Origin of the sequence: Roseicyclus amphidinii (assembly GCF_030163755.1) — a bacterium.
GTDB lineage: Bacteria > Pseudomonadota > Alphaproteobacteria > Rhodobacterales > Rhodobacteraceae > Roseicyclus > Roseicyclus amphidinii.
In genome coordinates, this window is the sequence record NZ_JASJOE010000078.1 from 1 (window position 1) to 13,568 (window position 13,568).

The 13,568-nt window shown below is 67.9% G+C and carries 11 protein-coding genes and 1 pseudogene; 5 read left to right on the forward strand and 7 right to left on the reverse strand.

What is annotated here, in order from left to right; translation table 11 throughout:
• The 5 genes from QQK83_RS17145 to QQK83_RS17165 form a co-directional block, all read right to left on the reverse strand.
• Positions 1 to 548, reverse strand: a 548-nt coding sequence (locus QQK83_RS17145) for a hypothetical protein (RefSeq protein WP_284266327.1), incomplete at its 3' end; no start/stop codon positions are given.
• A 260-nt stretch (positions 549 to 808) separates the two neighbouring features.
• The gene (gene tig / locus QQK83_RS17150) at positions 809 to 2,134 is read right to left on the reverse strand and encodes a trigger factor (RefSeq protein ID WP_284266329.1); all 1,326 of its coding nucleotides are present in this window, start codon (positions 2,132 to 2,134) and stop codon (positions 809 to 811) included.
• A gap of 138 nt (positions 2,135 to 2,272) precedes the next feature.
• Entirely contained in the window at positions 2,273 to 3,757 is a 1,485-nt protein-coding gene (gene ggpS, locus QQK83_RS17155) for a glucosylglycerol-phosphate synthase (RefSeq protein ID WP_284266331.1), read from the reverse strand.
• Positions 3,758 to 3,771: 14 nt separating this feature from the next.
• Complete coding sequence (locus QQK83_RS17160) at positions 3,772 to 4,542, reverse strand: HAD-IIB family hydrolase (protein ID WP_284266333.1); 771 nt, start codon at positions 4,540 to 4,542, stop codon at positions 3,772 to 3,774.
• Positions 4,539 to 5,681: an NAD(P)H-dependent glycerol-3-phosphate dehydrogenase gene (locus tag QQK83_RS17165; RefSeq protein WP_284266335.1), complete on the reverse strand. Its 1,143-nt coding sequence runs from the start codon at positions 5,679 to 5,681 to the stop codon at positions 4,539 to 4,541. Before QQK83_RS17165 ends, QQK83_RS17160 begins: the two co-directional genes overlap by 4 nt.
• Before the next feature lie 367 nt (positions 5,682 to 6,048).
• On the opposite strand from QQK83_RS17165, the gene QQK83_RS17170 reads away from it, so the two are divergent.
• On the forward strand, positions 6,049 to 6,933 hold the full coding sequence (locus QQK83_RS17170; RefSeq protein WP_284266337.1) for a UTP--glucose-1-phosphate uridylyltransferase: 885 nt from the start codon (positions 6,049 to 6,051) through the stop codon (positions 6,931 to 6,933).
• On the opposite strand, the gene QQK83_RS17175 is transcribed toward QQK83_RS17170, so the two are convergent.
• Positions 6,930 to 8,276: a UDP-glucose dehydrogenase family protein gene (locus QQK83_RS17175; protein ID WP_284266339.1), complete on the reverse strand. Its 1,347-nt coding sequence runs from the start codon at positions 8,274 to 8,276 to the stop codon at positions 6,930 to 6,932. The two genes, QQK83_RS17170 and QQK83_RS17175, sit on opposite strands and share 4 nt — an antisense overlap.
• Positions 8,277 to 8,587: 311 nt before the next feature.
• Between QQK83_RS17175 and QQK83_RS17180 the strand changes: the two genes are divergently transcribed.
• The 4 genes from QQK83_RS17180 to QQK83_RS17195 all read left to right on the forward strand — a co-directional run bounded on the left by QQK83_RS17180 (position 8,588) and on the right by QQK83_RS17195 (position 12,123).
• Positions 8,588 to 9,145: a hypothetical protein gene (locus QQK83_RS17180; protein ID WP_284266341.1), complete on the forward strand. Its 558-nt coding sequence runs from the start codon at positions 8,588 to 8,590 to the stop codon at positions 9,143 to 9,145.
• Between the two features lie 117 nt (positions 9,146 to 9,262).
• On the forward strand, positions 9,263 to 9,829 hold the full coding sequence (locus QQK83_RS17185) for a hypothetical protein (protein ID WP_284266342.1): 567 nt from the start codon (positions 9,263 to 9,265) through the stop codon (positions 9,827 to 9,829).
• Between the two features lie 74 nt (positions 9,830 to 9,903).
• Entirely contained in the window at positions 9,904 to 11,187 is a 1,284-nt protein-coding gene (locus QQK83_RS17190) for a CsgG/HfaB family protein (RefSeq protein ID WP_284266344.1), read from the forward strand.
• Between the two features lie 186 nt (positions 11,188 to 11,373).
• The gene (locus tag QQK83_RS17195; RefSeq protein ID WP_284266346.1) at positions 11,374 to 12,123 is read left to right on the forward strand and encodes a hypothetical protein; all 750 of its coding nucleotides are present in this window, start codon (positions 11,374 to 11,376) and stop codon (positions 12,121 to 12,123) included.
• 1,326 nt (positions 12,124 to 13,449) lie between these two features.
• Here the strand turns inward: QQK83_RS17195 and QQK83_RS19420 are convergent.
• Positions 13,450 to 13,563: pseudogene (locus QQK83_RS19420) on the reverse strand (Crp/Fnr family transcriptional regulator); the annotation flags it as partial.
• Between the last annotated feature and the right edge of the window lie 5 nt (positions 13,564 to 13,568).

Here is a 13,568-nt window from a genome sequence, read left to right on the forward strand (position 1 = left end):
GGCTGGGGCGCGGGCTGCGGCAGCGGCGGGGGCGAAACGCCCGCCAGCCCGCCGCCGCCCGAGGGCGGGGCCATGGGCAGGGGCGCGCCCTGCTGGGCAAGCTGCAGCGTCGCGGCGCAATCGCCGCCCGCGAAGGTGCCGACCCAGACATCGACCTGGCCGTTCAGCGCAGCCCCCGCGGGAATGTCGATCCGCGGGTCGAGACTGCCGTTGCCGTCATCGTTGAAATGCCACAGTCCATCGGCGGTGTTGACCAGCATCGCCGCGTCGCAGTCCGAGTTGACCGCCAGCGTCAGCCCGGCCGGCACGCTGCCCGCGACCACGAAGGAATGATCGGGCACCGAGCGGAACTGTCCGTAGCCGAGGTTGCCCAGCCCGCATTGCTCCAGCCGATTCTCGCCCCCGGCGGTCAGCGACACGCTTTGCGCCGTGGCCAACTGGCCCGCGTCATAGGTCACCGCCCCCGAGGACATGTTGAGGCCCGGACAGGCCATGGCCGCGCTGCTGCACGCCAGCGCGCCGAAAAGACTGAGACAAAACAGACGCATGATGTGTTCCTTCCGCCTATTGCGTGGCCCTGCGGGTCACGGCACCCGCGCGGGAAGTTTGGTGGTCCGAGCCTATGTCGTTCCGGTCCTGCGGCGGAACGGAGGAAACCCTGACCATGGGACAAGCCTATGCCAAGCGCCCCCGCGGCGACCAGAAAAACCGGCGCCGCAATGCGGCAGCGCGGCCGCCGCAACGAAAAGGGGCGGCCCGATCGGACCGCCCCTTGATGTCTTGCGCAGCCCGATTGGGGCTTTTCGGATCACTCTTCCTCGAGCGCGTCCACCGCGGCCTTGAGATCGTCCTTGGAGATCTCTTTCTCGGTCACCTCGGCCAGCTCGGTGATGAAATCGACGACCTTGTCCTCGAACAGCGGCGCGCGGATCTGCTGCTGCGCCTGCTGGTTCTGCTGGATGAACTCGAAGAAGGCGCGTTCCTGGCCCGGGTACTGGCGGGCCTGCATCATGATCGCCTGCGTCATCTCGGCGTCGGAGACCGTGACCTCGTTCTTCTGGCCCAGCTCGGCCAGCAGAAGGCCCAGCTTCACGCGGCGCTCGGCGAGCTTGGTGTGCTCTTCGGTCGGCGTGATCTCGGGGTGGTCATGGCCTTGGACGTCGGGGTTTTCCTCGTGCCACAGCTGGTGCGCGATCTGGCCGGCCTCGGCCGCGACAAGGCTGGGGGGCAAGTCGAAGGAGACCTGTTCGTCAAGCTGGTCGAGCAGCTTGCGCTTGAGCACCTGCCGCGCGGCGCCGGTGTATTCCGCGCCGATGCGCTCGGCGATCTGGCCCTTCAGCGCCTCGAGGCTTTCGGCACCGTATTTCTTGGCCAGCTCGTCGTCGACCTCGGCCGGGACGGGCTTTTTCACTTCCTTGACGGTCACGTCGAAGACCGCGGCCTTCCCGGCCAGATGCTCGGCACCGTATTCCTCGGGGAAGGAGACCTCGACGGCCTTCTCCTCGCCCTTCTTCACGCCGATCAGCTGCTCTTCGAAGCCGGGGATGAAGCTGCCCGAGCCCAGCACCAGCGGGTAATCCTCGGCCGAGCCGCCCTCGAAGGCCTCGCCGTCGACCTTTCCGACGAAATCGATCACGACCTGGTCGCCGTCGGCGGCCTTGCCCTTCTTGGTGTCGAAGTTCTGCGCGTTCTTGGCCAGGTTCTCCAACGCCTCGTCGATCTCGGCGTCGGCGGGCTTGGCGACCAGCTTCTCGAGCTTCAGCGCCTTGTAGTCGACCTCGGGGATCTCGGGCAGTTTCTCGTAGGACATGGAGACGACGATGTCGTCGCCCTCTTTCCAGTCCTCGTTGATCATCTTGACCTCGGGCTGCATCGCCGGGCGGTCGCCGCTTTCGTCGAGGTGGCCCTGCATCGCGCCGTCCACGGCTTCCTGCATCGCCTCGCCCAGCAGGCGGGGGCCGAACTGCTTGCGCAGGAGCGCCATCGGCACCTTGCCCTTGCGGAAGCCCTTCATCGCCACTTCGGGCTGCGCCTCGGCCAGCTTGTCGTTCACGCGGGCGTCCAGATCGGCCCCGGTGATGGTGATCTGGTATTCGCGCTTCAGGCCCTCGGCCAGGGTCTCGGTGATCTGCATCGCATCCTCACGAAAGTCGGAGCCGGGCCGAACGGTGCGCCCGTCCGGTCCGGCCCTGTGCCACATCGAATTTCGCAGTCTTCTAGGGTTGGCGCGCGCGCGCTGCAAGTCGATTCCGGGCCTGCGCGCCCTGCATGCTCAGGCGGCGCGCTTGGGTCCGGGGGTCACGCTCAACCGGCCCGGCCCCCATTTGCCCAGGTCATTGTCGCGCACCGCGGCGCGCAACCGCTCCATCCGGTGCCGCCGCTCGGGGCCGTCCATCTCGATCGCCTTGAGGATCGAGCGGTCCATCGCCTTGTAGGAGAAGGGGTTGGCGATGACCGCATCGCCCAGTTCCACCGCGGCCCCGGCGAATTCCGACAGCACCAGAACCCCGTCGCCATCGACGCGGGAGGCGACGAATTCCTTGCACACGAGGTTCATCCCGTCGGCCAGCGGCGTGATCCACGCGACATCCGCCGCGCGGTAATAGGCGACCAGCTCGTCAAACGGGATCGCGCGGGAGATCAGCGCCACGGGCTGCCATTCCAGCGTGCCGAAGCGGCCGTTGATGCGGCCCGCGATCTGTTCGATCTCGGTCTGGATATCCTCGTAGGACGACATGTTGCGGTTGGCGGCAACGGACACATGCATCAGCCGCAGCTTGCCGCGCAGGTCTGGCTGGGTCTCGAGGATGCGCTCGAAGCTTTCGAGCTGCTGCGCGCCGCCCTTGGTGTAATCGGTGCGGCCCACCGACAGGATCAGCTTGGATTGGCCGAGGTCCTGCCAGATCTCCTTGACGCGGGCCTCGGTCTCGGGCCGGCGCGCGCGGGTTTCGATGTAATCGACCGCGACGCCCAGCGGGCAGACGCTGACGCCCGTCTCATGGCCCTCGTAGGTGATGCGCTCATGCATGGTGCGCTCGGTCAGCGCGGTGCCCTCGGTGAACCATTTTTCCGGCACCTTCACGCGCTGCGAGACCTCGACGTCAAACAGGCTGCGCACCACCGAGACGAAATTCGCCGCATAGCGCGGGATGTGGAAACTCACGTCGTCGCAGGCGAGCAGGCTTTCGACGATCTGCTTGCGCCAGGGCAGCACGTTGAACATGTCGGCGGCCGGAAACGGCGTGTGATGGGTGAAGGCGATGCGCAGGTCGGGGCGGATCTGGCGCAGGTAGCCGGGCACGAGCCACAGGTTGTAGTCATGCACCCAGACGAGCGCGCCCTCGGCGGCTTCCTCGGCGGCGGCCTCGGCGAACAGGCGGTTCACCTCCTGGAAATTCTCCCAGTCGACGGGGTCGTAATTGTAGCGTTCCTTGAAGGAATGCAGGATCGGCCAGAAGGCTTCTTTCGAGGAGACATGGTAGAATTCCCGCACCTGGTGGCGCGTCAGCGGCAGGCGCGAGACGGTGTAGCTGCCGTGATCGTCGCGGATGTCGACCTTTTGCTCGAAGCCGGGGTTTTCCGGGTCTTCGGCCAGTTTCCACGCGATCCACGCGCCATGGTTCACATGGCCGAAGAACCCCTTGAGCGTGGGAACGATGCCGTTGGGGCTTTTGTTCTCGCGGAACACGGTCTTGCCGTTTTCCTCAACCTCTTCATAGGGTTGGCGGTGGTAGACGATGACGAGTTCGGATGCCATGTGCCCAGCCCCCCTTACACGTAAAGCTTGTGATGCAGTATCGCCTCGGCGATGCCGCTGACGCCCTCCTGGCGGGCGCGGTGGACATGGGCGTGCCCGTCCAGCGCCGCGATCAACGCCGGTTCGGAATTGCCGACGGCGACGGCGGGAAGACCCATGGTCAGCATCGACAGGTCGTTGAGCGTGTCGCCTGCGACCAGCACACGGCGGTTGTCCACGCCCAGATGCGTCAGCAGCCGCAGCAGCGACGGCCCCTTGCTCACGTCCTTGGGCAGCACGTCGAAATAGCGGTCCGCCGAGACCAGAGCATCGAGCCCGAGACCCGCAACCGTGTCGAGCGCGGCAGCGTCGAAGGCGGCCGGGTCCATGTCGTAGCTCACGCGGTAGCGAAAGCCGGTGGATTGCAGCCTGAGACCCGGCGCGCTGCGCAGCGCGGCCTGCACGCGGGTGCCCGCATCGTTCCAGGCGGCGGCGATCTCGGCCTCCAGCTCGGGGATCGGGACGATGAAATGGTCGTCATCGACCGAGGCGATGGTCGTACCCACGTCACCCACCACGAAATCGGGCTTCGGCACGCCCTGCCTGCGGATCAGGTCGCGGATATGGCCGGGGTCGCGCCCCGTCACGAAGATGAGGCCGACGCGCGGGCGCTGGCTTTCGATCCAGGAATAGAACTTCTTCCGCGCCGCCTCGGACCCTCCGAGGAAGGTGCCGTCAAGGTCGGTGGCAAGGACGAACTCGGCGTTCGAGATGGGGCTGGCGTCGAATGTCTCGTGACGGGTCATGAGATCCTTTCTGCAAGTGTTGCAATGGCTTGGTCGGTTGCGGGATGGGCGAAGGACAGGTCCATCGCCCGCGGCTCGGCCTCGATCGGCCGGGCCCAGAGAGCGGCGAAGGCCTCGCCGGGGGCCGCGCCTTCGTGAAGGATGGCGCGCACGGTTTCGCAGATCGGCAGGCGCAGCCCGAGGCGGCGCGCGAGGTCGGTGACCGAGGTCGCGTTGACCTCTCCCTCGACCACCACGGGCCTGCCGTCGAAACAGGCGTCACGCGGGATGCCCTGCCCCAGCTGCTGGCCCAGCGACATGTTGCGCGAGGTGGGGCTGGAACAGGTCAGCGTCAGATCGCCGATGCCCGAAAGGCCCGTGACCGTCTCGCGGCGGCCGCCAAGCGCCTCGGCCAGTTGCTTCATCTCGTCGAGGCCGCGGGTGATGAGGGCCGCGCGCGTGTTCTCGGCAAAGCCCGCGCCGGTCATCACGCCGCAGGCGATGGCGATGACGTTCTTGACCGCGCCGCCGATCTCGACGCCGACAAGATCATCCGAGACATAGGCGCGGAAGCTTTCGGTCGAGAGCGACACGGCCAGCCGGACGGCGGGCGCCTCGGACGGGGTCAGGCGGTCGGCGTAGCTGAAGGGAAAGGCGACGGTCGCCGCCGTGGGGTGGCCGAGCGCGGTTTCGCGGGCGAAGGTGGGGCCGGAAACGCAGCCGACCGGGCGGCGGCCCAGCTCCTCCTCGGCCACTTGCGTCATCAGAAGGCCGGTTTCGGCCTCGATTCCCTTGGCGCAGATGGCGACGGGCATGCCGGGGGCGGCATATTCCGCAACCTGCCGCGCGACCGAGCGGACCGAGCGCGAGGGCACGACGATCAGCGCGACCTCGGCCCCCTCGAGCGCGGCCTGCATCCGGTGGACGGCGTGCAGCCCCTCGGGCATGGTCACACCGGGCAGGAACCGTTCGGTGGTGCGCTTGACGTTGATCTCGTCAATCACGGCATGATCGCGGCCCCAGAGCCGCGTCGCCACCCCTGCGCGGGCCAGCGTGGCGGCCAGCGCCGTGCCCCATGCGCCTGCGCCGATCACGGCAGCGCGGCGATAGGGATGGGCCTGCGACGGCAAGGGGTCGCCGGAAATCGGCTTGAGTTTCATGTCGTCCTCGGAGTTGCGGTCACGATCACGGGCGGGGCGAGGCGCGCATCGGGGCGCGGGGCACCCATGGCGGATGCCGGAGGCTCGCAGGCATGTCGGTTACAGACCAGTCATGTCGTAAATGATGCATCTTGCGCGCAGGAAATCAATGCCGCAGCCGCAAAAAGGCCGGATGTGGCGCAACCAATAGACGAAAGACAGCGCCCGAAGCGGAGCGATTGCCCTTGTTTTAGGCACTCCGCCCATGATCTGCGCGGTTAGGGTGTTCAAAAGCGACCACTTGTGTCGCTTTTTGACAATTCGTCTCGACACGCTATCCTGCCGCAATGCAGCACAGTGAAACCGACCCCCAAAAGGAGGCTTTCCAATGTCCACCCCCGTTCGCACCGCGATCTTTCCCGTCGCAGGCCTTGGCACGCGGTTCCTGCCCGCGACCAAGGCGACGCCGAAGGAACTGTTGCCGGTGATCGACACGCCGCTGATCCAGTATGCGATCGACGAGGCGCAGGCGGCGGGGGTCGAGCGGATGGTCTTCGTCAGCCACCCGTCGAAATCCGCCATCGAACGCTACGTGATGGACGACGCGGCACTGCGCGCCAGCCTGCGCGAAAAGGGCAAGGCGGCGCTGGCCGATGCCCTGCGCGAGGCGGCGCTGTGCCCGCGCGGCGATGACGTGGTCTTTACCATGCAGGACGAACCGCTCGGCCTTGGCCATGCGGTGCTGTGTGCGCGCGATCACGTCTTGCCGGGGCCGGTCGCGGTGATCCTGCCCGACGACCTGATCCTTGGCGCGCCCTGCCTGCCCGAGATGGTCGAGGCCTATGGCGACACCGGCGCGGGCCACATGGTCGCCACCATGTCCGTGCCGCGGGACGAGGTGTCGAAATACGGCATCCTCGACGGGGCCGAGACGTCCGGCCGGATCACGCGGGCGCGCGGGATGGTCGAGAAACCCGCGCCCGAGGCCGCGCCGTCGCGCGAGGCCGTGGTGGGGCGCTACGTGCTGGATGCCTCGATCTTCGAGGCGCTGGCGACGCAGGAACCGGGCGCGGGCGGCGAGATCCAGCTGACCGACGCCATCGCCCGCGGCGCGGGCCTGTCGGGGCTTGCGGGCTTCCGCTTTTCCGGCACGCGCTTCGACTGCGGGTCGAAGGCCGGGATGCTGCGCGCGACGCTGCACCTGGCCGCGCAGGACCCCGAATATGCCGAGGTGCTGGCCGAGCTTTCGGCCCCTGCCCCGCGCGCGGCCTAACCCGTGGCCTGATCCGCCGGTTTGGGCTGCTGCATCATCGGCCGCCCGATGCCGTCATAGGCCTCGAAGCCCGCGCGTTTCGCATCGCGCGGGCTGTAGACGTTGCGCAGGTCGGCCATGCGGGGCACGGCCATCTTCTTCGCCAGTTTCTTGAGATCGAGCGCGCGGAACTCGTTCCACTCGGTCAGGATGACCACCAGGTCGGCGTTCTGCGCCGCCTTGTAGGGGTCCTCGAGCCAGGCGACGCCGGGCAGAAGCGCCTCGCCCTCGCGGCGGCCCTGCGGGTCGACGACGCGCACCTTGGCCCCGCCCCCCACCAGCGCGGGCACGATTGTCAGCGAGGGCGCATCGCGCATGTCGTCGGTGTTGGGTTTGAAGGTCACGCCCAGCACCGCGACAGTCTTGCCGTTGAACGTGCCGTCGCACAGATCGCGCAGCTTCTCGATCATGCGGTGTTTGACAACGTCATTCACCCTGATGACCGTCTCCACGATGCTTTGCGGCACCGCGTGTTCCTGCCCGATGCGGGCCAGCGCGCTGGTGTCCTTGGGGAAGCAGGACCCGCCATAGCCGGGACCGGCATGGAGGAACTTGTTCCCGATCCGCCCGTCGAGGCCGATGCCCTTGGACACTTCCTTGACGTCCGCGCCCACCCGCTCGCAGAGCGCGGCGATCTCGTTGATGAAGGTGATCTTCGTCGCAAGGAAGGCGTTGGCGGCATACTTGATCATCTCGGCCGACTCGAGGTCGGTCGTCACGATCGGAAATTCGCGCAGGAAGAGCGGGCGGTAGATCTCTGCCATGACCTCGGCCGCGCGCTCGGTCTGGACGCCGACGACGACGCGGTCGGGCTTCATGAAATCGTCGATGGCCGCGCCTTCGCGCAGGAACTCGGGGTTCGAGGCGACGTCGAACTCGGCCGAGGGGTTGGCGCGGGCGACGGTCTGCTTGACCTTGCGGTTGGTGCCGACCGGCACGGTCGACTTGGTGACGATGACCGCATAGCCCGTGAGGGCGCGGGCGACCTCTTCGGCGGCAGCCATCACGTAAGTGAGATCGGCATGGCCATCGCCGCGCCGCGTGGGCGTGCCGACCGCGATGAAGACGGCCTCGGCGCCATCGACGGCGGCAGCCAGGTCCGTGGTGAAGGACAGCCGCCCGGCCTCGACGTTCTTGGCCATGAGCGCGTCGAGGCCCGGCTCGTAGATCGGCACCTCGCCGCCCTCGAGCATGGCGATCTTGCGCGGATCCTTGTCGACGCAGACGACATCATGCCCGAAGTCGGAAAAACACACCCCCGACACCAGCCCCACGTAGCCGGTTCCGATCATCGCAATACGCATCTGTGCGACCCTGCCCTTCACTCGCCCATCTTTGGCCAAGCTGTCGCGCGTCGCGGCACGGGTTTCAAGCCGCGGATCGCCGATGGCGCGCAAGCGTGGCCCCCGCGCCGCGCCTGCCGAGGCGTCCGGTCGGCGGGCAGGACGGGGCGCGGCGCGATGTTGCCACGTGGCAACAAGAATTATCTAAAGTTGAATAAAATTACCCAAAGAAATTATTGGCAGGTTGTATCCATCGCCCCTTTTGCCCTAAAGGTTCGGTGTTGCTTATCAATAGTTGGCACGAATCTATAGTTACAATCAAAGGGCGGCACATGCGCCCGCAGCACATGGCTGCACGGCATCAACAAACCGGGAAGAACCGGGTTTTTGCGGGGGAAGAGATGAAGAACCAAGCATCAGGTCTGGCGCTGCTGCTGCTCTGCGCGGGAGTGCTGTCCGCCTGTTCCACTCCGGAAGATCCCTGCGCGATCATCGCGCCTGCAGCGGCCGACGATCTTGGCAAGGTCGATCACCCCGAGGTGGTCGCGCCCAACTGGCAGGACTGCGCCGTGGTCGTCGGCCCGGCCGTGATCGAGGTGCCGGGCGGCAATGGCGGCAACGGTGGCAACGGTGGGGGGAACGGCGGAAACGGTGGCAATGGCGGCAACGGCGGCAACGGCGGTGGTCCGCAGGGCACCGGTGCGCTTGCCGGCCCGCCGGGCAGTGTCGCGGGCGCGTTCCAAGGCGACCAGCTTTCGGGCGCCGGGGCCGGTGGCGGCGGAGCCGGGGGCTTCGCGTTGGATGGCAACCAAAGCTCCTCGAGCCTCGCGCCCAGCTTCCCCTCGCTGCCGACGTTGCCGTCGGCCCCCAACCTGCCGAGCCCGCCCTGACGTGACGCCTGCGCCGTCGGGGTGGGCGTCGGCGCAGTCAGGTTTCCCGAACGGGCGCGCGCCGGGGGCATGAGACCCGGCAGGGCGGCGCTCGAAAGACGACAAGAGAGGCTGACCATGAGACGAGCCATCGCAACATGCACGGCGCTGCTGCTCGGGGGGGCCGTGACCGCCCTACCCGCCGTGCAGGCCACCGCGCAGGACTGGACCTCGGCGGGGCGGTCGTGGACGGGGTCCTACGGGTTTCCGGACACCAGCGAACGCAACTACCGCCTGCAGCTGATGCTGAACCAGCGGCGGCTGGAGTCGGGCGCCTTCGATGCCGGGGCCGTCTACAACACCACCACCAACATCACATACGACAGCAGCGTCGGCGACATCTCGGTCAGCGCCGAGGAAGGCGCGAACGTGTCGCTGGACAACCGGACCGCCGAGGGCACCGGCACCAGCACCTACACGGTGGGCGCCGTCAACACGACGATGAACGAGATCACCATCGACGGCTCGGGCAACGTGATCGACATCAGCTCCTCGGCCGACAGCCAGGGCTGCCAGAACGGCGCGATCACCTGGACCTCGAACGAGGTGATGGGGGGGATCAACATTTCCGCCGGTGCGGATGGCGCATCGGCCTCGGCGACCGTGACGAATTCTTCCGCTCCCAGCTCAGCGAACTGCAACTGACGATGTTTTCAAAAGGCACATTTCGCAGGTCGGCAGGTGTCGCGGCCCTCTGCGCGCTCGTCGCCGGCTGCGCGATGCCCCGCGAGGATGTCGCGCTTCTGGACGGGCCGCCGGTCACCGATATCGTGACCAGCTTCGACGAGGCGCTCTATTGCCTTGACGGCCGGATCGACAGCCGCCTGACCTTTGGCGTCGGCGGCATTCCCGACCAGACCGGGCGCGACCAGAACAGCACCGAGGGCACCGGGCGGTTCGTCACGCAGGGTGCGGGCGACATCGTGCAATCGGCGCTGTTCAACGCGGGCGTGACGCTGATCAACCGCCGCGACATGGGCTCGGCGGCGATGGAGGCGCAATGGGGCATCCGCGACCTGTCGCAGCAGCGCCCCGCGAACCTGGTGATCACGGGCAGCATCAACAGCCTCGATTTCATCCCCGGCGGCGGGGCCATCGCCAGCGTCGGCGGGATCGGCCCCCGCTACCGCCAGAACCGCATCCTGGTGGGGATGGACCTGGCGATGACCAACAATGCGACCGGCCAGATCGTCGCCAACATCGCGCTGCGCAAGCAGCTGGTGGCAGATGAGCTGGGCTTCATGGTCGCGCGGACCGTCGACAACAACATCGTCGACCTCGACTTCGGCGGCAGCCGCCGCGAGGCGCTGCATTTCGCCCTGCGCGAGATGCTGCAGCTGGCCACCTTCGAGCTGTTGGCGCAGCTGATGCCCGCGCGGCAATACGAGGAGTGCCGCAACATCATCGACGAGACCATGGCCGTGATCGAGGGCGAACGGACCTCGGGCGGGCAGATGCGCAGGCTGCATGACCGCCGCGCCGCCGAAGCCGCCGCCGCAGCCGCCCTGCGTCCGCCCGAGCCGCCTGCGCCGGAGACACCGGTGGAGGCCGAAAGCGGGGCCACCCCGATCGAGGTGCCCGCGACCTCGGCCTCGGCCTCGACGCCCGTGACTGTGCCCGAGCCTGCGCCCGCGGATGCGGCCGCTCGCGCAGTGGAGGTGGCCGCGCTTGTTCCCGCGCAGACCTCGGCGGAAGCCCCGCAAGCGCCAGCGGTGTCCGACGGGCCGGACGGGTCGGACGGGCCGCGCATGCAGCCCACCGCGGTGATGTCGGGCCTCTCCACCTCGGGGCTGGGACCGGAGGCGCGCCGCGCCATCGACGCGCGCAACCGCGCACTGGCCGAAACGCCGCAGGGCGCGCCCGCGGCTTCGCCCCGGCCCGCCTCGAGACCTGCCTCGCAGCCCGCCCCCGCGACCGATGCGACGCTGATCGCATCCGACCGCACCGGCGCGCGCACACTGCCCACAGGCGATGCCGCCGCCGCCGAGGAGACCGACACATGACCGCCCACCGCATTGCCACCACCCCCGGCACCCGGCTTCGGACACAGGTCCACGGATGCCGACGGGGATCACCACCACAGGGTTCCGCGCCAGCCAAGGGCTGACGTGGGTCAGGCGTCCCGCCAGACGCCACAATTGAAATGCTCAAATGGCGGAAGTTGAGCGAAATCGAACGGGGAACTTGACATGAAAGCCAAGTTTATGATGACGGCGGCGGCGCTTGCGCTCGCGGCTGGTGGTGCGAATGCGCAGGTTGTGGAGGATCTTACCGATCTCGCCGCAGCATATGGCGGTGTCTTCGTGAACGTTGCGACGAACTTCGAATCCATCGACGGCTCGATCGACATCACCGGTGCAGGTGAAGCCGGTGGCAACCTGACGGGTGATTTCAACTTCGACTCGGGCATCGATGTGACCAACATCGACATTCTCGGTGGTGCCACCGACGGTGCCGTGGGCGGTGCGACCGTCGACGTGAATGTCTTCGGCGAAGACGTGTGCGACGCCACGGGCGACTCCGTGGAGTGTGACGTTGCTGGCGACATCAGCGAATTCGCCAATGCCAGCGGCGCATTCAACGCCACGCTGAACGCGACCGATCTCAACTTCGGCGATCTCTCCACGCTGGCAGCCGGTGCCGTGAACGACACGACCACGGACCTCACGGAAGAAGCGGGTTCGATCGTCGCATCGTCGGGTGGCTTCACCACTTCGACCGAGTCGAACGCGTCGTTCGAAGCCCTGTCCGGCGCGGGCACCATCGTCCTGTCGGGCGCGACCAACTTCGCGACGATCGACGGCGGCGTGCAGGTCATCACCGGCGGCGGTAACATGGATGGCGGCGCGATCTCGACCACGGCTGCCGGTGCGATCAGCACCGCGGACATCACCGCCACCTTCTTTGGCGAAGCGGAAACCACTCCGCTCATCCCGTGATCGCCACACAGGCGTAACCCGGCGCGCGGCGGCCCATCGCGGGGCCGCGCGCCGGATCGGACATATCCCGGAGCGGCGGAGGGCATCCCTTCGCCGCTTTGCCGTTCCCCCCTGCCCCACGCGCGTTGCGCGGCACAAGAGGACCAAGCGGTCATGCGACGGAACACCCTGACCCTTCGTGAGCGTGTCGGCCCTGCCCTTGGCCCTGCCCTTGCCCTTGCCCTTGCCCTTGCCCTTGGCATTGCCCTGTTCCTGCCCCTGCCCGCGCGGGCGGAGCCGATGAACATCTCGCAATTCGTGTTTCTCGACCGCGACGGCGACGGTGTCTTCGACGCGGGCGACCGTCCGCTCGCGGGCGTTCCCGTGACGCTGGAGACCGAGGCCGGCCCGATCACGCGCGCGAGCAACCTCAACGGTTTCGCCAATTTCCAGCTCTCGCCCGAGGGCACGCCCGGCGAGGCGATCACCGCGCCCGGCGAGATCACGCCGCGCGCGCCGCGCCTGCGCGGGCTTCTGCGCACCACGCCCGAGCCGCGCGGCGCGCGGGTGCGGGCGCTGCCGGGCAGCCCCTCGGGGCTGGTGATCGACCCGCCCTTCGCCTTTCTCGGCTACGCGGTGCAGCCGGTCGTCGAGGTGCATCTGCCACCCGACGTCGCCGATGACGCGCTCTATTGCACGCAGCGGGGGCAGGTCACGCTGGCGTGGCAAGACGAGGACCGGCGCATCTGCGCGGTGCCGCCCGAGGCGGCGGGGGCCGAGCTGGTCCTGTCGCTGAGCGGGGGCGACACCCCGCAAGAGCTGGCCCGGATCGTGCCGGGTTTCCGGCGCGTCGTCGCCGGTTTCAGCGCAAGCGCGATCGACGCGGCGCGGGCGGGGGATGCGGCCGAGACCGCGGGGCGCGCGCCCCTCGGCCTCGATTTCGAGGGGATCATCGCGGCCAATGACGTGCAGGAACTGCCCGCCCATCCCGCCGGGCTGGTGTTTCACAACCTCATCCTCGCGCATCGGCTGTATTACCGCGGCTACGGCTACGTGAACGCCACGACCTCGGGCGAGGTCAGCGTCTACACCTCATCGGGGCATCCGGCGCGGATCACGGGGACAGGGCCGTTCGAACTGGCCTCCATGTCCATGGGCGTCGCCTGGCCCGAGGCGCAGCAGGCCGCCGCGCGGGTGACGGGCTACCGTGGAGGCGAGCGGGTGGCCGAGCTGGCGCTGTCGCTGGGCACGCTGCACCCCGCCCATGTGCTGTTCTTCTGGGGGCCGGTGGACGCGGTGCGCATCTCGCATGACCTGTATTGGCAGGTGGTGCTGGACGACATCACCCTGCACCCGCACCGTGCCGTCGAGCAGCAACAGCATGTTGTCGGGCGATTTGCCCGGACCGAAGATCACCGTGTTGGCGGGCACGCGGATCACCTGGCTGCGCGCGGTCAGCACGTCGC

Excerpts from the sequence above, each read along its gene's own strand:
- QQK83_RS17195 (WP_284266346.1), top strand. The coding sequence starts at position 11,374 with ATGAAAGCCAAGTTTATGATGACGGCGGCGGCGCTTGCGCTCGCGGCT.
- tig (WP_284266329.1), bottom strand. The coding sequence starts at position 2,134 with ATGCAGATCACCGAGACCCTGGCCGAGGGCCTGAAGCGCGAATACCAG.
- ggpS (WP_284266331.1), bottom strand. The coding sequence starts at position 3,757 with ATGGCATCCGAACTCGTCATCGTCTACCACCGCCAACCCTATGAAGAG.
- QQK83_RS17160 (WP_284266333.1), bottom strand. The coding sequence starts at position 4,542 with ATGACCCGTCACGAGACATTCGACGCCAGCCCCATCTCGAACGCCGAG.
- QQK83_RS17170 (WP_284266337.1), top strand. The coding sequence starts at position 6,049 with ATGTCCACCCCCGTTCGCACCGCGATCTTTCCCGTCGCAGGCCTTGGC.
- QQK83_RS17190 (WP_284266344.1), top strand. The coding sequence starts at position 9,904 with ATGCCCCGCGAGGATGTCGCGCTTCTGGACGGGCCGCCGGTCACCGAT.
- QQK83_RS17175 (WP_284266339.1), bottom strand. The coding sequence starts at position 8,276 with ATGCGTATTGCGATGATCGGAACCGGCTACGTGGGGCTGGTGTCGGGG.
- QQK83_RS17165 (WP_284266335.1), bottom strand. The coding sequence starts at position 5,681 with ATGAAACTCAAGCCGATTTCCGGCGACCCCTTGCCGTCGCAGGCCCAT.
- QQK83_RS17180 (WP_284266341.1), top strand. The coding sequence starts at position 8,588 with ATGCGCCCGCAGCACATGGCTGCACGGCATCAACAAACCGGGAAGAAC.
- QQK83_RS17185 (WP_284266342.1), top strand. The coding sequence starts at position 9,263 with ATGAGACGAGCCATCGCAACATGCACGGCGCTGCTGCTCGGGGGGGCC.